Source organism: Pseudomonas sp. A0308 (assembly GCF_044218815.1).
Classification (GTDB): Bacteria; Pseudomonadota; Gammaproteobacteria; order Pseudomonadales; family Pseudomonadaceae; genus Aquipseudomonas; species Aquipseudomonas iridis.
The window spans coordinates 2,141,463-2,166,877 of the sequence record NZ_CP162581.1 but is presented as its reverse complement, the minus strand read 5'-3'; the positions used below and the strand labels follow the sequence as shown (position 1 = coordinate 2,166,877).

General features: G+C 60.1%; 22 protein-coding genes. 13 read left to right on the top strand and 9 right to left on the bottom strand.

Features of this window, described 5'->3' with window-relative positions; all coding sequences use genetic code 11:
- From lepB to pdxJ, 5 genes are all read left to right on the top strand, one after another.
- Complete coding sequence (gene lepB / locus AB4P92_RS10155) at positions 1-855, top strand: signal peptidase I (RefSeq protein ID WP_395599320.1); 855 nt, start codon at positions 1-3, stop codon at positions 853-855.
- A 169-nt stretch (positions 856-1,024) separates the two neighbouring features.
- Complete coding sequence (gene rnc, locus AB4P92_RS10150) at positions 1,025-1,714, top strand: ribonuclease III (protein ID WP_042557788.1); 690 nt, start codon at positions 1,025-1,027, stop codon at positions 1,712-1,714.
- The gene (gene era / locus AB4P92_RS10145; protein ID WP_042557789.1) at positions 1,707-2,609 is read left to right on the top strand and encodes a GTPase Era; all 903 of its coding nucleotides are present in this window, start codon (positions 1,707-1,709) and stop codon (positions 2,607-2,609) included. The genes rnc and era overlap by 8 nt, the downstream gene beginning before the upstream one ends.
- Positions 2,610-2,775: 166 nt before the next feature.
- Entirely contained in the window at positions 2,776-3,465 is a 690-nt protein-coding gene (gene recO / locus AB4P92_RS10140; protein WP_115146344.1) for a DNA repair protein RecO, read from the top strand.
- Positions 3,466-3,512: 47 nt separating this feature from the next.
- Complete coding sequence (gene pdxJ, locus AB4P92_RS10135) at positions 3,513-4,256, top strand: pyridoxine 5'-phosphate synthase (protein WP_042557791.1); 744 nt, start codon at positions 3,513-3,515, stop codon at positions 4,254-4,256.
- Between the two features lie 128 nt (positions 4,257-4,384).
- Here the strand turns inward: pdxJ and mltF are convergent, their stop codons facing one another.
- On the bottom strand, positions 4,385-5,845 hold the full coding sequence (gene mltF, locus AB4P92_RS10130; protein ID WP_080895990.1) for a membrane-bound lytic murein transglycosylase MltF: 1,461 nt from the start codon (positions 5,843-5,845) through the stop codon (positions 4,385-4,387).
- Positions 5,846-6,130: 285 nt separating this feature from the next.
- Here mltF and purL point away from each other — a divergent pair, with 285 nt between their 5' ends.
- The 3 genes from purL (at position 6,131) to AB4P92_RS10115 (ending at position 11,722) form a co-directional block, all read left to right on the top strand.
- Complete coding sequence (gene purL / locus AB4P92_RS10125) at positions 6,131-10,027, top strand: phosphoribosylformylglycinamidine synthase (protein WP_042557792.1); 3,897 nt, start codon at positions 6,131-6,133, stop codon at positions 10,025-10,027.
- Positions 10,028-10,032: 5 nt separating this feature from the next.
- A complete protein-coding gene (locus AB4P92_RS10120; RefSeq protein WP_042557793.1) occupies positions 10,033-10,344 on the top strand; it encodes a YqfO family protein in 312 nt (103 codons plus the stop codon).
- Between the two features lie 1,018 nt (positions 10,345-11,362).
- Positions 11,363-11,722 (top strand): DUF6124 family protein, encoded by a 360-nt coding sequence (locus AB4P92_RS10115; RefSeq protein ID WP_395599319.1) that lies wholly within the window; start codon positions 11,363-11,365, stop codon positions 11,720-11,722.
- Between the two features lie 107 nt (positions 11,723-11,829).
- Here AB4P92_RS10115 and nagE read toward each other — a convergent pair whose 3' ends face one another.
- The 7 genes from nagE to AB4P92_RS10080 form a co-directional block, all read right to left on the bottom strand.
- The gene (gene nagE / locus AB4P92_RS10110; RefSeq protein WP_261737181.1) at positions 11,830-13,545 is read right to left on the bottom strand and encodes an N-acetylglucosamine-specific PTS transporter subunit IIBC; all 1,716 of its coding nucleotides are present in this window, start codon (positions 13,543-13,545) and stop codon (positions 11,830-11,832) included.
- 23 nt (positions 13,546-13,568) lie between these two features.
- Positions 13,569-16,082 carry a phosphoenolpyruvate--protein phosphotransferase gene (gene ptsP, locus AB4P92_RS10105; protein ID WP_395599318.1) on the bottom strand — a complete coding sequence of 838 codons (2,514 nt, stop codon included), beginning with the start codon at positions 16,080-16,082 and terminating at the stop codon, positions 13,569-13,571.
- A 131-nt stretch (positions 16,083-16,213) separates the two neighbouring features.
- The gene (locus AB4P92_RS10100) at positions 16,214-17,236 is read right to left on the bottom strand and encodes an SIS domain-containing protein (protein ID WP_115146349.1); all 1,023 of its coding nucleotides are present in this window, start codon (positions 17,234-17,236) and stop codon (positions 16,214-16,216) included.
- Positions 17,217-18,323 carry an N-acetylglucosamine-6-phosphate deacetylase gene (nagA, locus tag AB4P92_RS10095; RefSeq protein WP_395599317.1) on the bottom strand — a complete coding sequence of 369 codons (1,107 nt, stop codon included), beginning with the start codon at positions 18,321-18,323 and terminating at the stop codon, positions 17,217-17,219. Before nagA ends, AB4P92_RS10100 begins: the two co-directional genes overlap by 20 nt.
- 24 nt (positions 18,324-18,347) lie before the next feature.
- Positions 18,348-19,079 carry a GntR family transcriptional regulator gene (locus AB4P92_RS10090; protein WP_042557811.1) on the bottom strand — a complete coding sequence of 244 codons (732 nt, stop codon included), beginning with the start codon at positions 19,077-19,079 and terminating at the stop codon, positions 18,348-18,350.
- A 281-nt stretch (positions 19,080-19,360) separates the two neighbouring features.
- On the bottom strand, positions 19,361-19,876 hold the full coding sequence (locus AB4P92_RS10085) for a murein L,D-transpeptidase family protein (protein ID WP_042557812.1): 516 nt from the start codon (positions 19,874-19,876) through the stop codon (positions 19,361-19,363).
- 94 nt (positions 19,877-19,970) lie between these two features.
- On the bottom strand, positions 19,971-20,522 hold the full coding sequence (locus AB4P92_RS10080) for an NUDIX hydrolase (RefSeq protein WP_042557813.1): 552 nt from the start codon (positions 20,520-20,522) through the stop codon (positions 19,971-19,973).
- A 146-nt stretch (positions 20,523-20,668) separates the two neighbouring features.
- Here AB4P92_RS10080 and AB4P92_RS10075 point away from each other — a divergent pair, with 146 nt between their 5' ends.
- From AB4P92_RS10075 to purT, 5 genes are all read left to right on the top strand, one after another.
- Positions 20,669-21,268, top strand: coding sequence for a CoA pyrophosphatase (locus AB4P92_RS10075; RefSeq protein ID WP_042557814.1), 600 nt, complete (start codon positions 20,669-20,671; stop codon positions 21,266-21,268).
- Between the two features lie 50 nt (positions 21,269-21,318).
- Positions 21,319-21,843, top strand: coding sequence for a gamma carbonic anhydrase family protein (locus AB4P92_RS10070; protein ID WP_210624665.1), 525 nt, complete (start codon positions 21,319-21,321; stop codon positions 21,841-21,843).
- Positions 21,840-22,055, top strand: a complete 216-nt coding sequence (locus AB4P92_RS10065; protein WP_042557816.1) for a DUF1289 domain-containing protein — start codon at positions 21,840-21,842, stop codon at positions 22,053-22,055. The genes AB4P92_RS10070 and AB4P92_RS10065 overlap by 4 nt, the downstream gene beginning before the upstream one ends.
- 162 nt (positions 22,056-22,217) lie before the next feature.
- Entirely contained in the window at positions 22,218-22,685 is a 468-nt protein-coding gene (locus AB4P92_RS10060; protein ID WP_047299862.1) for a VUT family protein, read from the top strand.
- Positions 22,686-22,785: 100 nt separating this feature from the next.
- Entirely contained in the window at positions 22,786-23,967 is a 1,182-nt protein-coding gene (gene purT / locus AB4P92_RS10055; protein ID WP_115146353.1) for a formate-dependent phosphoribosylglycinamide formyltransferase, read from the top strand.
- Positions 23,968-24,086: 119 nt separating this feature from the next.
- Here the strand turns inward: purT and AB4P92_RS10050 are convergent, their stop codons facing one another.
- Positions 24,087-25,403 (bottom strand): MFS transporter, encoded by a 1,317-nt coding sequence (locus AB4P92_RS10050; RefSeq protein ID WP_395599316.1) that lies wholly within the window; start codon positions 25,401-25,403, stop codon positions 24,087-24,089.
- Positions 25,404-25,415 lie beyond the last annotated feature (12 nt).

Here is a 25,415-nt window from a genome sequence, read left to right as displayed (position 1 = left end):
ATGTCACTAAATTTCCCGCTGTTGCTGGTCATCGCCGTGTTCGTCTGCGGCCTGTTGGCGTTGCTTGATCTGTTGATCCTCGCGCCGCGTCGGCGTGCTGCCATTGCCTCCTATCAGGGCAGCGTCAGCCAGCCTGACGGGATGGTGGTCGAGAAACTGAACAAGGAACCGCTGCTGGTTGAATACGGCAAGTCGTTCTTCCCGGTGTTGTTCATCGTGCTGGTGCTGCGTTCGTTCCTGGTGGAACCGTTCCAGATTCCATCCGGCTCGATGAAGCCGACCCTGGACGTCGGCGACTTCATTCTGGTGAACAAGTTTTCTTACGGGATCCGCCTGCCGGTGATCGACAAGAAAATCATCGAAGTCGGTGATCCTCAGCGTGGCGATGTGATGGTGTTCCGCTACCCGAGCGACCCTGCCGTCAACTACATCAAGCGTGTAGTGGGCCTGCCGGGCGACACCGTGCGGTATACCGCTGACAAGCGCCTGTTCGTCAATGGCGAGTCGATTGCCGAGCAACTGGTCGGCTCCGAGCCGGGCACGCTGGGCAGTGCAGAGCTCTACAAGGAAAAACTCGGCGCTGCCGAGCACCTTATCCGCAAGGAAATGAGCCGCTACCGCACCCCGCCGGATCGTACATGGACAGTGCCTGCCGGGCACTACTTCATGATGGGTGACAACCGCGACAACTCGAACGACAGCCGTTACTGGGATGATCCGAACATTCCCAAGGATCTGCTGGGCATGGTTCCCGACCAGAATATCGTCGGCAAAGCCTTCGCGGTCTGGATGAGCTGGCCGGAACCGAAACTCAGCCACCTGCCGAATTTCTCGCGGGTTGGCCTGATCAAGTAATCACACACGGCGCTGTTGACCACAGCGCCGAATGCATTTCTGGAGTCGACACAATCGGCTTCGCAATCGCCAGGATTTAATTTTTGAACACAGCGTTAATTGTCCCAGGCCTGCGCCGTATCCCGGCGATGGCGGTGGAATCCAGCTTTGAACACAGCGTGGGTAAACCGTGAGCGCCTCATTAAGCCGTCTCGAGCGTCAGCTCGGTTACACCTTCAAGGATCAGGAGTTGATGCTCCTGGCCCTTACGCACCGCAGTTTTGCCGGGCGCAACAACGAACGCCTGGAATTCCTCGGTGACGCCATCCTCAATTTCGTCGCCGGTGAAGCACTGTTCGATCGCTTCCCGCTCGCCCGCGAAGGCCAGTTGTCGCGTTTGCGCGCACGTTTGGTCAAAGGTGAGACGCTGGCCGTACTGGCTCGCGGTTTCGACCTCGGCGATTATCTGCGTCTGGGTTCCGGAGAACTGAAAAGCGGCGGTTTTCGTCGCGAATCGATTCTGGCCGACGCCCTTGAAGCGCTGATCGGTGCGATTTACCTCGACGCCGGCATGGACGTCGCCCGCGAACGCGTACTGGCCTGGTTGGCCGGCGAGTTCGAAGGCCTGACGCTGGTCGACACCAACAAGGATCCCAAGACCCGCCTGCAGGAACATCTGCAATCGCGCGGTTGCGACCTGCCACGTTACGAAGTGGTGGATATCCAGGGTGAGCCGCACTGCCGAACCTTCTTCGTCGAATGCGAAGTTGTCTTACTGAATGAAAAAAGCCGAGGTCAGGGTGTGAGCCGTCGTATTGCCGAACAGGTAGCGGCCGCCGCAGCACTGATTGCCCTGGGCGTGGAGAATGGCAATGACTGATACAAACGCAACTCGCTGTGGCTATGTTGCCATCGTCGGCCGTCCCAACGTGGGCAAGTCCACGCTGCTGAACCACATCCTGGGCCAGAAGCTCGCGATCACCTCGCGCAAGCCGCAGACCACTCGCCACAACATGCTCGGGATCAAGACCGAGGGTGACGTGCAAGCGATCTACGTCGACACCCCGGGCATGCACAAGGGTGGCGAAAAGGCGCTGAACCGCTACATGAACAAGACCGCTTCAGCGGCGTTGAAAGACGTCGACGTGGTGATCTTTGTGGTCGACCGCACCAAGTGGACCGACGAAGACCAGATGGTTCTGGAGCGCGTGCAGTATGTGACCGGCCCGCTGATCGTCGCGCTGAACAAGACCGACCGCATCGAAGACAAGGCCGAGCTGATGCCGCACCTGTCGTGGTTGCAGGAACAGCTGCCGAATGCGCAGATCATCCCGATTTCGGCGCAGCACGGGCACAACCTTGAAGCGCTGGAAAAGGTGATTGCCAACCACCTGCCGGAAAATGATCACTTCTTCCCCGAAGACCAGATCACCGACCGCAGCAGCCGTTTCCTTGCCGCCGAACTGGTGCGCGAGAAAATCATGCGTCAGATGGGCGCCGAGCTGCCGTACCAGATCACCGTCGAGATCGAAGAATTCAAGCAGCAGGGCAAGACTCTGCACATCCACGCCTTGATCCTCGTTGAGCGTGATGGCCAGAAGAAGATCATCATCGGCGACAAGGGCGAGCGCATCAAACGCATTGGCACCGAAGCGCGCAAGGACATGGAGCTGCTGTTCGACTCCAAGATCATGCTCAACCTGTGGGTCAAGGTGAAGGGCGGCTGGTCCGACGACGAGCGTGCATTGCGTTCGCTGGGTTACGGCGACTTGTAAGCACTGATTTCAAGAACGCCGATACTCACTGTGGGAGCGAGCCTGCTCGCGAAGAGGATGTAACATTCAGCATTGATGTTGACTGTCACTCCGCTTTCGCGAGCAGGCTCGCTCCCACAGTGGTTTTGGGTTGTGTGTAAAACTGCGTTTCTTCATCGAGAACTCAATGTCGCAAAGCCCACCTCCCGCCCAACCCGCCTACGTCCTCCACTCGCGCGCCTACCGCGAAACCAGCGCTTTGGTGGACTTCCTCACGCCGCAAGGTCGGCTGCGGGCGGTGTTGCGCAGTGCGCGGGGCAAGGCCGGGACACTGGCGCGGCCATTCGTGCCGCTGGAAGTGGAGTTTCGCGGCAAGGGTGAACTGAAGAACGTCGGGCGCATGGAGAGTGCCGGAACCGCGACCTGGATGGTTGGCGAGGCACTGTTCAGCGGCCTCTACCTCAACGAACTGTTGATTCGCTTGTTGCCCGCCGAAGATCCGCATCCGGCAGTATTCGATCACTACGCCGCCACGCTGTCGGCCCTGGCTGAAGGTCGACCGCTGGAACCCTTGCTGCGCTCCTTCGAGTGGCGATTGTTGGATGATCTTGGCTACGGGTTTTCCATGAACACTGATGTTCACGGCGAACCTGTCGCGCCGGACGGACTTTATCGCCTGCAAGTGGATGCAGGGCTTGAGCGCGTCTATCTGTTGCAACCGGGGCTGTTCAATGGCACCGAACTGCTGGCCATGGCTGAAGCCGATTGGTCGGCCCCCGGTGCATTGTCCGCTGCCAAGCGTTTGATGCGTCAGGCATTGGCCGTTCACTTGGGCGGCCGCCCCCTCGTCAGTCGCGAACTGTTTCGCAAGCCCTGATCTCACCGTATGCTGTGTGCCGAATCTCTCAATTCAGGAGCGCATCCGTGACCACCAGCAATCGCATTCTTCTTGGCGTGAACATCGACCACGTCGCCACCCTGCGTCAGGCCCGTGGCACGCGCTATCCGGATCCGGTCAAGGCTGCGCTGGACGCGGAAGAGGCGGGCGCTGACGGCATCACCGTGCACCTGCGTGAAGATCGCCGCCACATTCAAGAACGCGATGTGCTGCTGCTCAAGGATGTGCTGCAAACCCGCATGAACTTCGAAATGGGCGTCACCGAAGAAATGATGGTGTTCGCCGAGCTTATCCGTCCGGCGCACATCTGCCTGGTACCGGAAACCCGTCAGGAGCTGACCACTGAAGGCGGTCTTGACGTGGCGGGGCAGGAAGCGCGGATCAAGGCAGCGGTTGAGCGTCTGTCGAAAATCGGCAGCGAAGTGTCGCTGTTCATCGACGCCGACGAGCGTCAGATTGCTGCGTCCAAACGTGTTGGCGCACCGGCGATTGAACTGCACACCGGACGCTATGCCGACGCTGAAACCCCGACGCAAATCGCTGAAGAGTTGAAGCGTGTGGCGGACGGTGTGGCGTTTGGTCTGGCGCAGGGGCTGATCGTCAATGCCGGTCACGGTCTGCACTACCACAACGTTGAAGCGGTCGCGGCGATCAAGGGCATCAACGAATTGAACATCGGCCATGCGCTGGTGGCGCATGCGTTGTTCGTGGGTTTCAAGTCTGCAGTGGCTGAGATGAAAGCGCTGATTCTGGCGGCTGCCAAACACTAAGCGGCAACGCAACCCCACCTGTGGGAGCGAGCCTGCTCGGGAAAGCGGTGTATCAGTCAAAGATGATATCGACTGACACGACGCCTTCGCGAGCAGGCTCGCTCCCACATTTGTTTTTGGGGTGTTTTTTAAAGCGGGGCAGGTTCTTGCGCAGGCTTGGACTTGTCGATCGCCGGCACATGCAGGTTGCCCTCGGCCACTTGATCACCCTCAAGCTGCGGTTGGGTCACCCAGGTCAGGATGTCGTAGTAACGACGGATGTTCGCCACGAAATGCACGGGCTCGCCGCCTCGGGCATAGCCGTAGCGGGTTTTGCTGTACCACTGCTTCTGCGACAGACGTGGCAGGATTTTCTTTACGTCCAGCCACTTGTCCGGATTCAGACCTTCCTTGGCCGTCAGTTTGCGCGCGTCATCCAGATGACCGCTGCCGACGTTGTACGCCGCCAGTGCAAACCAGGTGCGATCCGGCTCCTTGATTGAGTCATCAAGCTGATCCTTCATATAAGCCAGGTACTTGGCGCCGCCCATGATGCTCTGCTTCGGATCGAGGCGGTTGGATACACCCATCGCCTGAGCGGTGTTCTGGGTCAGCATCATCAAGCCGCGCACGCCGGTTTTCGAGGTGACCGTCGGTTGCCATAGCGATTCCTGATAACCGACGGCTGCGAGCAGGCGCCAGTCGACTTTCTCTTTCTTTGCGTAGTTCTTGAAGTGTTGTTCGTATTTCGGCAGGCGCTGCTGCAAGTGCTGGGCAAACGTGGTGGCGCCCATATAACCGAGCACGTCAACGTGACCGTAGTAGCGGTCTTTCAAGCGCTGCAAGGTGCCGTTCTTTTGCACCTTGTCCAGATAGTTGTTGATCTCGTTGAGCAGGCTGTTGTCTTCGCCCGGGCCTACCGCCCAACTCTGGCTGCGCGCGTCGCCAAGGTCGAAGGCCACGCGGATGTTGGTGAAATACACCTGATTCATCGCCACTTCGTTGGAGTCGACCAACGTCAGGTCGATCTGGCCTTCATCGACCATGCGCAACAGGTCGACCACCTCGACAGCGTCGGACTCTTCGTATTCGATGCCGGGAAATTTCTGTTTCAGCTCGGCCAGTTGCTCGGCGTGGGTGCTGCCCTTGAGCACCATGATCTTCTTGCCGACCAGATCTGCGGCGTCGGTCGGCCGCGACTGGCCGTTGCGATAGATGATCTGCGGAGTGACTTCGAGGTAGGAGTGGGAGAACCGCACCTGCTGCTTGCGCTGGTCGCTGCTGACCAGACCGGCAGCCGCCAGTACCGGCCCGTTGGGTTTGCCGATCTGGTTGAAGAGGTCGTCAAGATTGTCGGCGGTCTCGATTTTCAGTTCGACACCCAAATCGTCGGCAAAGCGCTTCACCAGCTCGTATTCGAAGCCGGTTTCACCACTGCGATCCTGGAAGTAGGTGGCGGGGCTGTTTCGGGTAACCACCCGCAGCACGCCATCCTCCTTTACGCGCTCGAGTGTGTTGGGTTTATCAACACAGCCGCCGAGCATCAGGAAGAGTCCGGTTGCGATCAGCCATTTGGCGTACCGCGGACGCAAAGCCGTTGGGAAAAACATTTGCGCAGTATACGCAAAGGACTGCGGGCGCCATATCTCGACAGTGCAGGGCGACTCTGCTAGAGATCACAAAACCAGCCGAAACCCCGCAGAAACGGGCGTGAAGGGCATTTTGTTACAGTAAAAATTAACGTTGTTCACTTGCCCCGTAAATTTGACTCTCGAGGCAGAAACACAGATCGGCACCCGAGTGCAACCGTGCGTAGCGTTTCGGGTGATGTTGAGGGCGGTTTAGGCTAGAATGCACGGCCTCAAAGCACACCCCTTCCCGAGGCTGTCCCGAAGATGTTGATCCTGCGCGGCGCTCCTGCCCTTTCTGCCTTTCGCCACAGCAAACTCCTTGAGCAACTGAGCCAGAAAGTTTCGGCTGTCAGTGGCTTATATGCTGAATTCGCTCACTTCGCCGAAGTTACCGGCGTCCTGACCGGCGACGAACAGCAGGTGCTTGCGCGCCTTCTGAAGTACGGTCCAAGTGTTCCGGTTCAAGAGCCAACCGGCCGTCTGTTCCTGGTGTTGCCGCGGTTCGGTACCATCTCGCCATGGTCGAGCAAGGCCAGCGACATTGCCCGCAACTGCGGCCTGAGCAAGATCCAGCGTCTGGAGCGCGGCATCGCGTTCTACGTTGCCGGTCAGTTCAGCGACGCCCAAGCGCAGCAGATTGCTGATGTATTGCATGACCGCATGACGCAAATCGTCCTCGGCAACCTTGAGCAGGCAGCCGGTCTGTTCAGCCACGCCGAGCCGAAGCCGCTGACGGCGATCGACATCCTCGGCGGCGGTCGCGCCGCGCTGGAAAAGGCCAACACCGAACTGGGCCTGGCCCTGGCTGAAGACGAAATCGACTATCTGGTCAACGCCTTCAACGGTTTGAAGCGCAACCCGCACGACATCGAACTGATGATGTTCGCCCAGGCCAACTCCGAGCATTGCCGCCACAAGATCTTCAACGCCAGTTGGGATATTGATGGTGAAAACCAGGAAAAAAGCCTGTTCGGCATGATCAAGAACACCTACGTGATGCACAGCGAAGGCGTTCTGTCGGCTTATAAGGACAACGCCTCGGTGATCGTCGGCAACGTTGCCGGTCGTTTCTTCCCGAACCCTGAAACCCGCCAGTACGGCGCGGTGCAGGAGCCGGTGCACATCCTGATGAAGGTTGAAACCCACAACCACCCGACCGCGATTGCCCCGTTCCCGGGCGCATCCACCGGTTCTGGCGGCGAGATCCGTGACGAAGGCGCAACCGGTCGTGGCGCCAAGCCAAAGGCTGGCCTCACCGGTTTCACCGTATCCAACCTGCAGATCCCGGGCTTCGAACAGCCGTGGGAAGTGCCGTACGGCAAGCCTGAGCGCATCGTTACTGCCCTCGACATCATGATCGAAGGCCCGCTCGGTGGCGCCGCGTTCAACAACGAATTCGGTCGTCCGGCCCTGACGGGTTACTTCCGTACCTTCGAACAATCGATTACCACGCCGCACGGTGACGAAGTTCGCGGTTACCACAAGCCGATCATGCTGGCCGGCGGGATGGGTAACATTCGCGAAGAACACGTCAAGAAAGGCGAAATCGTCGTTGGCTCCAAGCTGATCGTGCTCGGCGGCCCGGCGATGTTGATCGGTCTGGGCGGCGGCGCGGCTTCCTCCATGGCCACCGGCACCAGCTCGGCGGATCTGGACTTCGCCTCCGTACAGCGTGAAAACCCTGAGATGGAGCGTCGCTGCCAGGAAGTGATCGACCGTTGCTGGCAATTGGGTGACAAGAACCCTATCAGCTTCATCCACGACGTCGGCGCGGGCGGTCTGTCCAACGCCTTCCCGGAACTGGTCAACGATGGCGAGCGCGGTGGTCGTTTCGAACTGCGCAACATTCCAAACGACGAGCCGGGCATGGCCCCGCACGAAATCTGGAGTAACGAATCCCAGGAACGCTACGTTCTGGCCGTCGGCCCTGAAGACTTCGCGCGCTTCCAGGCGATTTGCGAACGTGAGCGTTGCCCGTTTGCCGTCGTTGGTGAAGCCACTGCCGAACCGCAACTGACCGTCACCGACAGCCACTTCGGCAACAACCCGGTGGACATGCCACTGGAAGTGTTGCTGGGCAAAGCCCCGCGCATGCACCGTTCGGTGGTTCGTGAAGCAGAGCTGGGTGATGACTTCGATCCGTCGAATCTCGACATCACCGAAAGCATTGAGCGCGTTCTGCATCACCCGGCTGTTGCGAGCAAGAGCTTCCTGATCACCATCGGCGACCGCACCATCACCGGCCTCGTTGCCCGTGACCAAATGGTCGGTCCATGGCAGGTTCCGGTGGCCGACGTTGCCGTTACCGCCACCAGTTTCGACGTGTACACCGGTGAAGCGATGGCGATGGGCGAGCGCACTCCGCTGGCTCTGCTGGACGCTCCGGCGTCGGGCCGCATGGCCATCGGTGAAACCCTGACCAACATTGCCGCCTCGCGCATCAACAAGATCTCCGACATCAAACTGTCGGCGAACTGGATGTCCGCTGCCGGCCATCCGGGCGAAGATGCACGTCTGTACGACACCGTGAAAGCGGTCGGCATGGAACTGTGCCCTGAGCTGGGCATCACCATTCCGGTGGGCAAGGACTCGATGTCCATGGCCACGCGCTGGAATGACAACGGTGAAGAAAAAACCGTGACCTCGCCGATGTCGTTGATCGTGACCGGTTTCGCGCCAGTGGCTGACATTCGTCAGACCCTGACCCCGGAACTGCGCATGGACAAGGGCACCACCGACCTGATCCTGATCGACCTCGGTCGCGGTCAGAACCGCATGGGCGCCTCGATCCTTGCTCAGGTGCACGGCAAGCTCGGTTCGCAAGCACCGGACGTCGATGATGCTGAAGATCTCAAAGCTTTCTTCGCGGTGATCCAGGGCCTCAACGCCGACGGTCACCTGCTGGCTTACCACGACCGTTCCGACGGTGGTCTGCTGACCAGCGTCGTGGAAATGGCCTTCGCCGGTCACTGCGGTCTGAGCCTGAACCTTGATGGTCTGGCTGAAACCTCGGCCGACATCGCCGCGATCCTGTTCAACGAAGAACTGGGTGCCGTGATCCAGGTTCGTCAGGACGCCACGCCAGACATCCTCGCGCAGTTCAGCGCTGCCGGTCTGGGCGACTGCGTGTCGGTGATCGGTCAGCCAATGAACAACGGCCAGATCAATATCACCTTCAACGGTGACACCGTGTTCGAAGGCCAGCGTCGTCTGCTGCAACGTACCTGGGCTGAGACCAGCTACCAGATCCAGCGTCTGCGCGACAACGCCGACTGCGCCGAACAAGAGTTCGACGTGCTGCTGGAAGAAGACAACCCGGGCCTGAGCGTCAAGCTGAGCTACGACGTCAATCAGGACATCGCCGCGCCTTACATCAAGAAAGGCATCCGCCCACAGGTTGCCGTGCTGCGTGAGCAGGGCGTCAACGGTCAGGTGGAAATGGCCGCAGCGTTCGACCGCGCCGGTTTCAACGCGATCGACGTGCACATGAGCGACATTCTGGCCGGCCGTGTCGACCTGAACGAGTTCAAAGGCCTGGTGGCTTGCGGCGGTTTCTCCTACGGCGACGTACTCGGCGCCGGTGAGGGCTGGGCCAAGTCGGCACTGTTCAACAGCCGCGCCCGCGATGCGTTCCAGGGTTTCTTCGAGCGCAACGACAGCTTCACCCTCGGCGTGTGCAACGGTTGCCAGATGATGTCCAACCTCCACGAGTTGATCCCGGGCAGCGAGTTCTGGCCGCACTTCGTGCGCAACCGCTCCGAGCAGTTCGAAGCGCGTGTGGCGATGGTGCAGGTTCAGGAGTCGAACTCGATCTTCCTGCAAGGCATGGCCGGTTCGCGTATGCCGATCGCCATCGCTCACGGTGAAGGTCACGCCGAGTTCTCCAGCGAAGAAGCACTGCTGGAAGCCGATCTGTCGGGTTGCGTGGCGATGCGTTTCGTCGACAACCACGGCAAGGTCACTGAATCGTATCCGGCCAACCCGAACGGTTCGCCGCGCGGGATTACCGGTCTCACCAGCCGTGATGGCCGTGTGACGATCATGATGCCGCACCCGGAGCGTGTGTTCCGCGCAGTGCAGAACTCGTGGCGTTCGGAAGACTGGAATGAAGACGCACCTTGGATGCGTATGTTCCGTAATGCTCGCGTGTGGGTGAACTGAGGCCTGTGTACAAGCTGGCGTTTTTCGTTCCTGACAGTCATGTCGAGGTGGTCAAAGGGGCTGTGTTCGCTGCCGGTGGTGGGCGGATCGGTGACTATGACCACTGTGCCTGGCAGGTGCTCGGGTCTGGTCAGTTTCGGCCTTTGGACGGCAGTCAGCCGTTCATTGGTGAGGCGGGGCAGGTCGAGCAGGTTGAGGAATGGAAGGTTGAGCTTGTTGTTGCGGATGAGTTGATTGTTGCTGTTGTGGCGGCGTTGAAGCTCAGTCATCCGTACGAGACACCGGCTTATGAAGTGTGGCGGCTGGAAGATTTCTGATAGCCGCTTGAACAGGAAACCCGCAGATGAGTGATTGTCTGCGGGTTTTTTGTTGCCTGCGATTTGAAGGGCGACTTGATTCCGTTGTGGGAGCTGGCCTGCTGGCGATGGCGCCCTGACAGGCGACCATGCTCTGGCTGGCTGTGTGAATATCCGTTTCTTCGGGTGCTGCGGCTGGCGGTTTCGCCCTTACGGCGACTCACTTTTTTACAAGCGCCTAAAAAAGTAAGCAAAAAACGCTTGCCCCAACGTTCGGCCCACTCGCTGGGGCTCGGGGTTCCTTCGTTCCGGGATCCATCCGGGCGCATCGTCTCCGGTTTGCTTCGCTGCACCTCCTTTCGATGTGTTTGGCTTCGCCAAACGGTCGCTGCGCTCCCACCCCCGGATCAATCCCTCCGCTCAGCCTGCCGACGGGGCCGGTGAATCAAGATCAAGAGCTGCAGCCGAGCTAACGCTCATCCTGTTGAGTGGTGAGGAGCAGGAGCGAGTAGGTGGCGCTGCTTTGCTTTTCTGTGGGAGCTGGCTTGCCAGCGATGGCGGCCCGGCAGCTGACCAGTTTCTGAGCTTGTAGCTATCCCCTGTAGGAGCTGCCGAAGGCTGCTTTTGATTTTGCTTTTGATGTTGAAAAGTCAAAGTCAAAAGATCGCAGCCTTCGGCAGCTCCTACACGGGGTGTATTTCAATTCGGCATGTTTGGTTGTGTGTGGAAATGCCAGAACCTTCCCACAAGGTTTTCAGGTTGTCCGTCGGACGTCAGGTCTCTAGTCTTTGGTTGTCACCGCGAATCGGTGATCGGGTGTGAGAACCTGGGCAAGAAGTGTTATTCCAGCATCGGTACGTCATAATCGCCGTCAGCTTATTGCTGCCTGCAATAAATTTATGGCGGCTGTGTGCGGGCAGACTTCGGTCTGGCCGGAAGTTCTGCTCCTTGCCCGGTTTCTCACCCCGCACATAGCTGCCACCATATCGCCGCGTGAGAAACGGCAATTGGATGGCTCCGATCATTAAGGAGTTTTTCAATGACCAAGCCCGTCCCCGACCCACCCGAAACCAAAACCCCACTCGAAGAAGCCCTCCGCGCCGAAGAGCAGGCCCGAAACCGCGAAGCCATCAAGCGCGCCCTCGACTTCTACCTGTGCCCCGAACCCGCCAAGCCCCGCCGACCTAGCACCATGTTCATGGTCTGCCCGCAGGTCGACACCGAAAGCCTGCTCGCCCACGCCGTTGAATCATTGGCCAGCGCCAGCACCGCCGCCAGCAACTTCGCCAATGAGCTAACCGGTTCGCAGCGCAGCACGGCGTTAGGTATCCAGCAAATCGTCATGCTCGCCGAACTGGCGGTAAACCGGGCGCTGGATCGAGTCGACCCGCAAGCCTGACGAGCGCGTCACCGTGCATCGCCAGCAGGCTGGCTCCCACAGTTTGAAACACATGCCCCTGTGGGAGCTGGCTTGCCAGCGATGAGGCCAGTCCAGACACCAGACGTCTAAACCTTGGCACTCACCTCACTGCGACTGACCAAAGCCTCAAGCGCTCCACTCAAACTCGCGGCCTTATCCCCCACCAGCAAATGCCAGACCCCACCTTCCAACTGGCTGACACCCTGGCAGCCCAATTCCTTCAACTGAGCCTCGGACAACGCCTTGCCATCCGCCAGCAAAAGACGAATCCGGCTCATGGCGATGCAATCCAGTTGCAGCACATTGGCGCCGCCGCCCAGTGCATTCAGCCATTTCTGTGCCTCGGCGCCCGCGACCATCAGTGCTTTTGGCTCTTCGACAACTGCAACAGATTCGGCAATAACAGCACGCCCCAACGCCGGCATCGCCAGGCGAATTTCATCAGCAATGCTGTCGGCCAGCGGCCCGACCACCACCTGCAAACTCCCACCTTTACCCGGACGCACAACGGCCATCGCACCCAGCGCTTTCAGATCGGCATCCGAGGCTTTGTTGCGATCAACCATCTCCAGTCGCAATCGGGTGGTGCAAGCGCCGACAGTCAGCAGGTTTTCAGCGCCGCCCAATGCCTTGATGTAGGCACTGGCGCGCTCGTTTTCAGTCAGTACGGCTTTCTCACTGACAGCGACATCTTCTCGGCCCGGTGTCTTCAGGTTGAATCGACGGATGCAGAAATCAAACACTCCGTAATAGACGACCGCATAAGCCAGGCCGACAGGAAATACCAGCCAACCGTTGGTGGATTTGCCCCAGCCGAGAATCATGTCGATGAAGCCGCCAGAGAAGGTAAAGCCCAAATGAATATTCAGCGCATTAGTGATCGCCATCGACAACCCGGTCAGCAACGCATGCAGCAGATACAGCAGCGGCGCCAGAAACATGAAGGCGAATTCAATCGGCTCGGTCACCCCGGTCAGGAATGAAGTCAGTGCCATCGAAAGGAAAATCCCACCCATGACTTTGCGCCGTTCCGGCAGGGCGTTGCGGTACATCGCCAGGCACGCGGCGGGCAGGCCGAAGATCATCATCGGGAACATGCCGGTCATGAACTGGCCGCCCTTCGGATCGCCGGCGAAGTAGCGCGACAGGTCACCGGTCACCAGTGCGCCGGTGGTTGGGTCGGTGAAGTTGCCGAAGACGAACCACGCCATGTTGTTGAGGATGTGGTGCAGGCCGGTGACGATCAGCAGGCGGTTGAACACGCCGAAGACGAACGCGCCGATGCTGCCGCTTTCCATCATCAGGGCGCCGAAGCTGTTGATGCCGTGCTGGATCGGCGGCCAGATGTAGCCGAACACCACGCCAAGGCCGACGGCCGCGAACCCGGTGACAATCGGCACGAATCGCCGGCCACCGAAGAACGCCAAATACTCCGGCAGCTTGATGTCCTTGAAGCGGTTGTACAGTGCGCCGGCCATCAGGCCGCTGACGATCCCGGCGAGCATGCCCATGTTGATGCTCGCATCGAGCACTTTAAGAGTGGAGATCATCACCAGATAACCGATCACCCCGGCCAGGCCCGCCGTGCCGTTGTTGTCCTTGGCGAAACCGACGGCGATGCCGATGGCGAAGATCATTGCCAGGTTGGCGAAGATCACCTGGCCGGCGTCGTGAATGATCGCGATGTTCAGCAGATCGGTGTCACCCAGACGCAGCAGCAGGCCGGCGATGGGCAGGATCGCAATCGGCAGCATCAGCGCGCGGCCCAGGCGTTGCAGGCCTTCGATGAAGAGTTGATACATGGCGGTTCTCCTTCTTGTTGTTATTAGCGCAGAGGCCAGTGTTGGTGGCAGGCGTGACGCACCGCGGCGGCGCTGCTCAGCTTGAGCAGGTCGCGGGCGAGGCGTTGGCATTCGGCTTCGTGCAACTGACGCACGCGATCCTTGATTTCACCGATCTGCACCGGACTCACCGACAATTCGGTGACGCCGAGGCCGATCAGCACCGGGGTAGCCATCGGGTCGGATGCCAACGCACCGCACACACCGACCCAGCGCTTGTGCACCGCCGCGCCTTCGCAGGTCATGGCGATCAGGCGCAGCAGCGCCGGGTGCAAGGCATCGACCCTTGCGGCGAGGCCGGCGTGGTCGCGGTCCATGGCCAAGGTGTATTGCGACAGGTCGTTGGTGCCGATGGACAGGAAGTCTGCGTGTTCGGCCAGTTGTTCGGCTTGCAGCGCGGCGGCCGGGACTTCGATCATCACGCCGATTTCCGGACGTTGCGTGATGTTCAGTTCAAGGCACAACGCCTCGACGCGCTCACGGATGTGCAGCAGCTCATCGACTTCAGTGACCATCGGCAACAGGATCCGGCAACGCTGTAACGGACTGACTTGCAGCAGCGCGCGCAGTTGCTGATCGAGGATTTCCGGCCGTGCCTGAGCCAGACGAATACCGCGCAGACCCAGCACCGGATTGGCTTCGGCGGGCAGCGGCAGATAGTCGAGTTGCTTGTCGCCGCCGACGTCGATGGTGCGGATGATCACTGATTTGTCACCCATCGCATCGATGACGGCTTGATAGGCACAGCGCTGTTCTTCGACGTCCGGCGCGGTCTGGCGATCGACGAAAAGGAATTCGGTACGCAGCAGGCCGACGCCATCGGCACCGTTGGCAAAGGCGTCTGCAGCTTCAGCGCTGGAGGCGACATTGGCGACGACTTCGATGGCCACACCGTTGCGGGTTTCGGCCGGCAGATGTGCTTTGGCTTGCTGCGCATCGCGGCGTTGCTGGCGGTCGATTTGCGCTTGTTGGACTTCGGCCAGTCGATCAGCGCTCGGCGTCAGTTCGAGGCGACCGCCATCGGCATCCAGCACCACCGCTTGGCCTTGCGGTTGATCGAGCAGTGCTGAACCTAGTGCAACCATGCAGGGCAGGCCTTTGCCGCGCGCGAGAATCGCCACGTGAGAAGTCGCGCCGCCCTCGGCCATGCACAAACCGGCTACACCTTGCGCGCTGAGTTGTAGCAGATCCGACGGCGTCAGTTCATGGGCAGCGACGATGGCGCCGGCCGGTACGTCGTAGTGCCAGGCCTCGCCGAGCAGGGCGCGCAACACGCGTTGCTTGAGGTCGCGCAGATCGTTGGCACGCTCGGCCAGCAGCGCGCTGCCGGTGTGTTGCAGGACTTCGCACTGGACATCAATCGACTGGCTCCAGGCGTGCGTTGCTGCGCTGCCTTGGTCGATGGATTGCTGTGCAGCGTCGAGCAGGGCCGGGTCTTCCAGCAATGCCAGATGCGCGGCGAAGATGGTTTCTTCGTCGGCGTTACGTTGTTTTTTCGCCTGGGCGAGGGTGCCGTTGATTTCGTTGCGTACCTGAGTCAGCGCAGTCTCAAGTTTCTGCTGCTGCTCCAGCAGATCATGATTGCCGGTATCCACTGGCAAGTTGATGGTGTTCAAGCGAAACAATGGCCCGCCGACCAAACCCGGTGCGGCGCAAACACCCTGCAACACGCCAGCCTCGGCCGGGCGCTTGGGGGATGCAACGCGCACAGGTGCGGCGGCGTGATGATCATCCGGCAGTGCGGTGGCCAATGCGCTGAGCAACGCTTGCAGCGCGGCTTCGGCGTCCGGTCCCTGACAGCTGACTTGCACTTCATCCTGCTCGCCGATCGCCAGCGCCATCAACCCGATCAGGCTGTTGCACGGCGCCGATTTGCCGGCGAAATGCAGTTGCGACTGGCTTTTGAAACCTTGCGCTGTCTGACGAATCAGCGCAGCAGGGCGTGCATGCAAACCGCCTCGATGCGCGACTAGCACATGACCGTTAACCTCAGGCCCGCCGATTTCTTCTGTATTCGCCGCCGAAGCGTTGCGCGCCACAATGTGCAACAACGGCTCGCCGACTTTCACCGCTTTCAGGGTGATCGGCAGCACCTGGAAATCCTGGCTGTTGGTCAGGATCAACAGGCTGACCAGGCTTTTGCACTGCTGGCCGACTTTGTCCAGGTCGTAGCGCAACAGCGGCTGACCGTTGCTGACCCGCACGCCTTCCTTGACCAGCATCGAGAAGCCTTCGCCGTTCAGTTCAACGGTGTCGAGGCCCAGGTGCAGAAGGATTTCCGCGCCATTGTCGGCGCGCACGGTGAGGGCGTGGCCGGTGCGGGCGACGTGAATGATCACCCCGGCGCATGGCGAATACAGGGTGTCGTTAAGTGGATCAATAGCAATGCCATCGCCCATCGCACCGCTGGCGAACACCGCGTCCGGGACTTTGGCGAGCGTGAGCACCGGGCCGCTGAGCGGGGCGCTGAGGGTCAGCTCTTTATTGTTGTTGTGCATGGCTCGGTCTCATCAGGAAATTCGCTGGCCCCTGTAGGAGCTACCGCAGGCTGCGATCTTTTGATCTTGTTTTTCTGTGAATCAAAATCAAAAGATCGCAGCCTGCGGCAGCTCCTACAGGTTTTCTTCAATTAATGCGTGCGCGTCACTTTGCTCAGGTGGCGCGGTTGATCCGGGTCCATGCCTCGCGCCACGGCTAAACCTGCGGCCATCACGTAGAAACTCTGGATGGCCAGAATCGGGTCCAGGGCCGGGTGTTCGGCGCGGGTCAGGGTCAGGTCGCGTTCGCTCACGTCATCTGGCGCGGCCAGCAACACCCGGGCACCGCGTTGACGCATTTCCGCTGCAAGGCTCAGCAGCCCGGCCTGTTCGGCACCGCGTGGAGCGAAGACCAGCAATGGGTAGTGCTCGTCAATCAGCGCCATCGGGCCGTGACGTACTTCGGCGCTGCTGAACGCTTCGGCCTGGATCGCCGAGGTTTCCTTGAACTTCAATGCCGCTTCCTGGGCAATGGCAAAACCGGCGCCACGGCCGATGACCATCAGGCGCTCGCAATCGCGCAGGGCGTCGATGGCCACGCTCCAGTCCTGCTGGGCTGCTGCACGCAAGCCTTCGGGCAGGGCGTTGTGCGCCTCAAGCAGTTCGCTGTCCTCTTTCCAATGTGCGATCAGACGAGCGCTGGCGCTGAGGGTGGCGATGAAACTCTTGGTCGCGGCGACGCTGCTTTCGGTGCCGGCGAGCAGCGGCACGCTGAATTCACACGCGGCTTCCAGTGGCGAGTCGGCGGCGTTGACCATCGACACGCTCAGCGCGCCACGCTTGCGCAGCAGACGCAGACTGTTGACCAGATCCGGACTCTGACCCGATTGCGAGAAGGCAAAAGCGACCTGGCCGCTGACCTTCAACGGCGCCTGCTGCATGGTCACTACCGACATCGGCAACGACGCCACGGGCACGCCCAGTTGCTGCATGGTCAGGTAGGCAAAGTAGCTCGCCGCGTGGTCGGAGCTGCCACGGGCAACGGTCATTGCCACTTGCGGCGGCTGACGGCGCAGGCGCCCGGCGATCTCGATCAGTTGCGGGTCGAGCTGTTGCAGTTGGGCTTGCACGGCCTCGAACGAGGACAGCGCCTCCTCAAGCATTTTTGAAGTCAATGTCTTCTCCTTCGACCATGACGGCGGTCAGTGTGAGTGAGCGATCCAGCCGCACGCAGTCGGCCCAGGCGCCCGGTTCAAGGCGCCCGCGTTCGGTGATGCCGAGGTAGTCGGCGGGAAATTGCGAAAGACGTTGCGAAGCCTCGGCAATCGGTATACCGATCTTCACCAGATTGCGCAGGGCCTGATCCATGGTCAGCGTGCTGCCGGCCAGCGTGCCGTCAGGCAGGCGCACGCCGCCCAGGCATTTGGTCACGGTGTGGCTGCCGAGCTTGTATTCACCGTCGGGCATGCCGGCGGCGGCGGTCGAATCGGTGACGCAGTACAGGCACGGGATCGAACGCAGGGCGACGCGGATGGCGCCGGGATGCACGTGCAGCAAATCCGGAATCAGCTCGGCGAATGTTGCGTGGGCCAGTGCCGCGCCAACGATCCCGGGTTCGCGGTGATGCAGCGGGCTCATGGCGTTGTACAAATGGGTGAAGCTGGTCGCGCCGGCGTCCAGTGCGGCGACGCCTTCCTCGTAACTGCCGAGGGTGTGGCCGATCTGCATACGGATGCCGCGACTGCTGAGTTCACGAATCAAAGCGTCGTTGCCGGCGATTTCCGGAGCGATGGTGATCACGCGAATCGGCGCCAGCGCCAGATATTCTTCGACCTCGGCCATCAATGCGGTGTGGGCGAAGTTCGGTTGGGCGCCGAGTTTGCCGGGATTGATATACGGGCCTTCAAGGTGCACGCCGAGCACTCGCGCGCTGCCTTTGGGCCGCTGCTCGCAGAACTCGCCGACCTCTTTCAAGACGCTGGAAATCTCTGCGCTCGGTGCGGTCATAGTGGTGGCCAGCAGCGAGGTGGTGCCGAATCGCACGTGGGTTTTGGTGATGGTTTCGAAAGCGCTGGCGCCTTCCATGATGTCTTTGCCACCGCCGCCATGAACGTGCAGGTCGATGAAGCCTGGCAGCAGATACGGCAGGTCGTTGTCTGCCGGATCGCAGGGCTCGCCTTCGATCGACACGACATTGCCGTGTTCGTGAATCAGCCGGCCGCGAACCCAGCCGCTGGCGGTGAGGATGTTGTCTTCGGACATTTTGGTTCTCGCTTATGGCTGCTCTTAACGACGCAGCTCTGCAACAAAGTCGTAGTAGTCGTTGCGGCAATAGGTGTCGGTGACTTCGATCGGCGTGTTGTCTTCCAGATAGCCGACCCGGGTCATCAGCAGCATGGCGGTGCCGGGGGCGATGCCGACCAGGGCGGCGAACTCGTCCGAGGCGTTGATCGCCTGAATGTGTTGCAAGGCGCGGACGATCGGTTTGCCGATGCCGTCGAGGTATTCGTAGAGCGAATCGCCCACCGCTTGCGGCTTGGGCATGATTGAGGCGGGCAGGGTGCTCATCTCGATGGCCATCACGGTGTCGTCGGCTTTGCGCAGGCGTTTCATGCGCGCGACTTTGTCGTTCGGCGACAGGCTGAGGCGGATCAGTTCTTCGTGGGTCGGCAGGGTGATTTCTCGCTCCAGCCATTGCGAACTGGGCACGAAGCCCTTGAGGCGGAGCATTTCACTGAAGCCGGAAAGGCGTGAAAGAGGTTGTTCCAGGCGAGGGGTGATGAACGTGCCGGAACCTTGCAAGCGCCGGATCAGGCCTTGGTCGAACAACACTTCCAGCGCCTTGCGTGCGGTGACTCGGGAGATGCCGAGCTGCTCGCTGAGATTGCGCTCCGAAGGCATTGCCTGCTCGGCTTTCCACTGACCGGAATGAATCGCCGCTTCCAGGTTGCGCGCCAGTTGCAGGTACAGCGGCGTCGGCTGGGAGTCATCGGGGCGTAGGACGTGGAGGTCATTCATGTCGGTCATTTCCGGCGCGAGTATTGGATTGTTGTGGCTCGCTTGTGGGGCGGAAATTAATACCACTTGAATACCATGTCAACGCGGTGAAATGGCCATTAGCCCAATGAAATGGCGGGTTTTAGGTCAGTGGGCTCGAAGTGGTATTAGGGCTGGACTGTAAAAAGCAAAAGATCGCCGCCTGCGACAGCTCCTGCATGTGAAGTGGTATCACCTCTGTAGGAGCTGCCGCAGGTTGCGATCTTTTGATTTATTTTTTGCAGGTGACCGGCGGTCGGTGATTAAGGGCGGATTTCGATCATCGTGCCGTCCGGCACCAGACTCCACACTTCGCGCATATCGACGTTGCGCATGGCGATGCAGCCGTCGGTCCAGTCCAGGGTGTGCAGCAGGTCTTCGGGGTTTTCTTCCGTGTCCGGCGTGCCGTGAATCATGATCATCCCGCCAGGCTCGACGCCTTCACGGCGGGCGCGGGCCGAATCGGTGATGTTCGGATAGGAAATGTGCATCGACAGGTTGAATTTCTCGCTGGTCTTGCGCCAGTCGATCCAATAGAAACCTTCTGGCGTGCGTTTGTCGCCTTCGATCAGTTTCGGCCCTTTTTTCGCGCCCTTGCCAAGCGATATTCGGTAGGTCTTGAGCGGCTTGCCGTCGGCAATCAACTGCAGTCGATGGGCCGATTTGAGCACCAGGACTTTTTCGATCATCGGGGTGTTTGAAGGCTTCACGGTGGTCACGAATGACGCTTGCGAGACCATAGCGAACGACAGGCAGAACAGGGCAAGCAACCAGCGCATTGAAACGATTCCCCAAGAGTGACGCAGATACATGAGTGATGGATGTTGTGCAGAATTCGCCTGCGCCCTGTGTATCGGCCGGTCGGCGTCGAGATTAAGTGATGGCAGGCTGAGCGAGTGGCGGAATCGATTCCGAGCGAACCGGATACACCTCATTACGCCGATCCGCGAAGAAGCATTCTAAGGTACGCCCCACCGTGCGGAAAGCCAGCTCGTCCCATGGAATGTCGGCCTCGTCGAACAGCTGAACTTCCAGGCTCTCGGGGCCGGCAGAAAACTCCGGCTCGGCCAGCTCGGCGCGGAAGAACACATGCACCTGGCTGATGTGCGGCACGTCGATCAGGGTATAGATGCTCAGGTTGCGCACCCGGGCGCAGGCTTCCTCGGCGGTTTCGCGGATCGCGGCCTGCTCGATGGTCTCGCCGTTTTCCATGAAACCGGCGGGCAGGGTCCAGTAACCGAGGCGCGGCTCGATGGCGCGGCGACAGAGCAGCACTTTAGTGCCCCAGGTCGCGACACAGCCGGCGACGATATTGGGGTTTTGATAGTGAATGGTCTGACAGCTGTCACAGACAAATCGCAGTCGCGAGTCGCCCTCGGGAATGCGCTGGGTCACCGGGTTACCGCAATGGCTGCAAAATTTCATGCTTGGGTTCCTGAAGGCTGCGCCTATCTTGGCGTGCAGCGGTGTCGGTCGGCAAGTTGTCGTTTCGCGACATGGTCCCTTGAGGGGGTTGGGCGGCTGTAATGATTGGTGCATGATGCAGGGTAAGGCACAGATCGAGAACACTCATGCTGGACGAGCTACTGCATAGGGTAAGCAACCACACACCGCGCACGCTGGAGACCGACAAACGTTTTCCGGAGGCCGCCGTTCTGGTGCCGATCACCCGCAGTGACGAGCCGGAACTGGTGCTGACCCTGCGGGCCAGCGGCCTCTCGACCCACGGCGGCGAAGTTGCGTTCCCCGGTGGGCGTCGCGACCCGGAAGACCCCGATCTGATCTTCACAGCCTTACGCGAAGCCGAAGAAGAAATAGGTCTGCCGCCAGGACTGGTCGAAGTGATCGGTCCGCTCAGTCCGCTGATCTCCCTGCACGGCATCAAAGTCACGCCTTATGTCGGCGTCATCCCCGATTTTGTCGAATACCAGCCCAACGACGCAGAAATTGCCGCCGTGTTCAGCGTCCCGCTGGAATTTTTCCGTACAGATCCCCGTGAGCACACCCATCGCATCGACTATCAGGGCCGCAGTTGGTATGTGCCGAGCTATCGATTCGGTGAGTACAAGATCTGGGGACTGACGGCGATCATGATCGTCGAGTTGATCAATCTGCTCTATGACGCGAAAATCAGCCTGCATCAGCCGCCTAAAAGTTTTATCCACACCTGAAATCATAGCCATCGTTCGAATGGCCACCCGTGAGCCCTGAGGAAAACAAGATGAAATACCGCTTGGGCGACGCCCGTGTCGAAACCCATCCACAGAGCTGGGTCGCCCCCAACGCTGTGCTGGTGGGCAAGGTCAAGCTGGAAGAGGGCGCCAACGTCTGGTTCAACGCCGTACTGCGTGGCGACAACGAACTGATCCTGATCGGCAGGAACAGCAACGTGCAAGATGGCACGGTGATGCACACCGACATGGGCTTCCCCCTGACCATCGGCACCGGTGTGACCATTGGCCATAACGCCATGTTGCACGGCTGTACGGTTGGCGATTACAGCTTGATTGGCATCAACGCGGTGATTCTCAATGGCGCGAAGATCGGCAAAAACTGCATCATCGGCGCCAATTCGCTGATAGGTGAAGGCAAGGAAATTCCCGATGGCTCGCTGGTCATGGGTTCGCCGGGCAAAGTCGTGCGTGAGCTGACCGAGCCGCAGAAGAAAATGCTCGAAGCCAGCGCCGCCCACTATGTGCACAACTCTCAGCGTTATGCCCGCGATCTGGTTGAGCAGGAAGAATGACGACGCCGCAAAGACCCGTCGCCTCGCCGTGCGTGAATATTTGTGCGCTGGATGAGGCTGATATTTGCACCGGGTGCCAGCGTACGGTTGAGGAGATTACGCGCTGGAGTCGTATGAATAACGACGAGCGGCGGGTGGTGTTGGGGTTGTGTCATGAGCGCGCGAAGGCGAGTGGCTTGGTCTGGATGATAGGTAAGACGCCGGGCCAATAATTCAAGATCAAAAGATCGCAGTCTTCGGCAGCTCCTGCATTAGCCGTGTTCGCCGCCCATTGCGCGGATGAATACTGAACCTGTAGGAGCTGCCGAAGGCTGCGATCTTTTGATTCTGCTGTGTCTAAAGTAACCTGTGCGCCAATCTGACAGGTCGCCCCCATGATTTTCCTCATTGCCTACATCAGCAGCGTTGTTCTCATCAACTTCGCTTTCTCCACCGCGCCACACCTGGACATCATCTGGTCGGCGTGGGGCGGTCTGGTGTTCGTGCTGCGTGACATGGTGCAAACCCGATTCGGCCATGGCGCAATCGTCGCCATGCTGGCGGCACTGGTGTTGTCCTACGTCACGTCTGATCCGTCCATCGCTCTGGCCAGCGCCACGGCGTTCGCGGTCTCCGAATGCATCGACTGGCTGGTGTTCAGCATCACCAAGCGCCCATTGCGCGACCGGTTGTGGATCAGTTCGGCGCTGAGCATTCCCCTCGACACCTTCATCTTTTTCGGCATGATCGACGCCCTGACGCCGCCGGTGATCATCACCGCGCTGGTCTCGAAGTTTGCCGGCGTCACCGCCGTCTGGTTGATCATGGCCTGGCGCGATCGCAAACAGGCAGTCGCCAGCTGAAGCCAAACCCTCGGGTTCATGTAAAATGCCGCGCTTTCTCCCCATGGAAAGCGCGCATGGCGACGCTTTCCTCGATGATCCGCTTCTTTGAGGACCTGAGATGACCCGTATCGGAACTCCATTGTCGCCAACCGCGACCCGCGTATTGCTGTGTGGCTGTGGTGAGTTGGGCAAGGAAGTGGTGATCGAACTGCAACGTTTGGGTGTTGAAGTGATTGCTGTCGACCGCTACGCCAACGCGCCGGCCATGCAGGTCGCGCATCGCAGCCACGTGATCAACATGCTCGACGGCGCCGCCCTGCGTGCAGTGATCGAAGCCGAGAAGCCGCACTTCATCGTGCCGGAAATCGAAGCCATCGCTACCGCGACCCTGGTCGAACTGGAAGCCGAAGGCTTCACCGTGATCCCGACCGCCCGCGCTGCGCAATTGACCATGAACCGCGAAGGCATCCGTCGTCTGGCCGCCGAAGAGCTGGACCTGCCGACCTCGCCGTACCACTTCGCCGACACCTTCGAGGACTACAGCAAAGCTGTTGAAGACCTGGGTTTCCCATGTGTTGTCAAACCAGTGATGAGTTCGTCGGGCAAAGGCCAGAGCCTGCTGCGCAGCACCGATGACGTGCAGAAAGCCTGGGACTACGCCCAAGAGGGCGGTCGTGCCGGCAAAGGTCGGGTGATCATCGAAGGCTTCATCGATTTCGACTACGAAATCACCTTGCTGACCGTGCGCCACATCGGTGGCACAACATTCTGCGCACCGGTCGGTCACCGTCAGGAGAAGGGTGACTATCAGGAATCCTGGCAGCCACAAGCCATGAGCCCGGTTGCGCTGGCGGAATCCGAGCGTGTTGCCAAAGCGGTAACCGAGGCGCTGGGTGGCCGTGGTCTGTTTGGTGTCGAGCTGTTTATCAAAGGTGATCAGGTGTGGTTCAGCGAAGTTTCGCCGCGTCCCCATGACACTGGCCTGGTAACCCTGATTTCCCAGGACCTGTCGCAGTTCGCCCTGCATGCCCGCGCGATTCTGGGCTTGCCGGTGCCGCTGATCCGTCAGTTCGGCCCATCGGCTTCGGCGGTGATCCTGGTGGAAGGGCAGTCGACCCAGACAGCCTTCGCCAACCTGGGTGCTGCGTTGAGCGAGCCGGATACGGCACTGCGTCTGTTCGGCAAGCCTGAAGTGAATGGTCAGCGTCGGATGGGCGTGGCATTGGCGCGGGATGAGTCGATCGAGGCTGCTCGTGCCAAGGCGACCCGTGCTGCTCAGGCTGTTGTTGTAGATCTCTAAGACCGGGGCGCGGCATTCGCGAGCAGGCTCGCTCCCACAGTTTCGGCTGTATTCACAAATTTTGTGTACTGCACGGACCCTGTGGGAGCGAGCCTGCTCGCGAAGCTTTTGATCTTTTGTCAGGCAATCTGATTCAGGTCGTTATTGCGCGTTTCCTTCAGACACAGCACCGCGATCAAGCTGATCACCGCCGCTCCCGAAACATACCCGCCGACATAACTCAAACCGCCCATCGCCACCAGTTTCTGCGCAAAGAACGGCGCCGCCGAGGCTCCGACAATGCCGCCGAGGTTGTACGCCGCCGACGCGCCGGTATAGCGCACGTGGGTCGGGAACAGCTCCGGCAACAACGCGCCCATCGGTGCGAACGTCACGCCCATCAAGAACAGTTCGATGCACAGAAACAGCGCCACGCCCCAGGTCGAACCCTGGGTCAGCAGCGGCTCCATCAGAAACCCCGAAAGAATCGCCAGTACACCGCCGATGATCAGCACCGGTTTGCGTCCATAACGGTCGCTGGCCCAGGCTGACAGTGGCGTCGCGGCGGCCATGAACAACACGGCAAAACACAGCAGCCCCAGGAACGTCTCACGGCTGTAACCCAGGGTGGACACGCCGTAGCTCAGGGAAAACACCGTCGAGATATAGAACAGCGCATAACACACCACCATCGCCGCCGCGCCCAACAGGGTCGGCGCCCAATATTGGCTGAACAGTTCGACCAGCGGCAGCTTGACCCGCTCCTGGCGCGCCATGGCATTGGCGAACACTGGCGTTTCGTGGAGTTTCAGGCGTACGTACAGACCGACCATCACCAGCGCCGCGCTGAGCAGAAACGGAATGCGCCAGCCCCAGCTGCGGAACTGTTCGTCATCCAGCGTCATGGCCAGCGTCAGGAACAGACCATTGGCGGCGAGAAAACCAATCGACGGGCCGAGTTGCGGAAACATGCCGAACCAGGCTCGCTTGCCTTTCGGCGCGTTTTCCGTGGCCAGCAGCGCGGCGCCACCCCATTCACCGCCCAATCCCAGGCCCTGACCAAAGCGCAGCACACACAACAAAATCGGCGCCCAGGCCCCGATGCTGTCGTATCCCGGCAGCACACCAATCAGCGTTGTGCAGACGCCCATCAACAGCAGTGAGGCGACCAGCGTCGATTTGCGCCCGATGCGATCACCGAAGTGACCGAACAGCGCCGAACCCAATGGTCGAGCGAGGAAGGCAATGCCAAAGGTGAGGAACGCCGAAAGCATCTGCGCGGTGCCGGACGTTTGCGGAAAGAACACCGGCCCGATCACCAGTGCGGCAGCCGTGGCGTAGACATAGAAGTCGTAGAACTCGATCGCGGTGCCGATAAAACTCGCCGTCGCCACGCGGTTGGCGGAGTTGGTCGGTTGGGCAGATGCGGTTTCGCTGAAAGCGGTACTGGTCGTCATGCGGTGATCCCT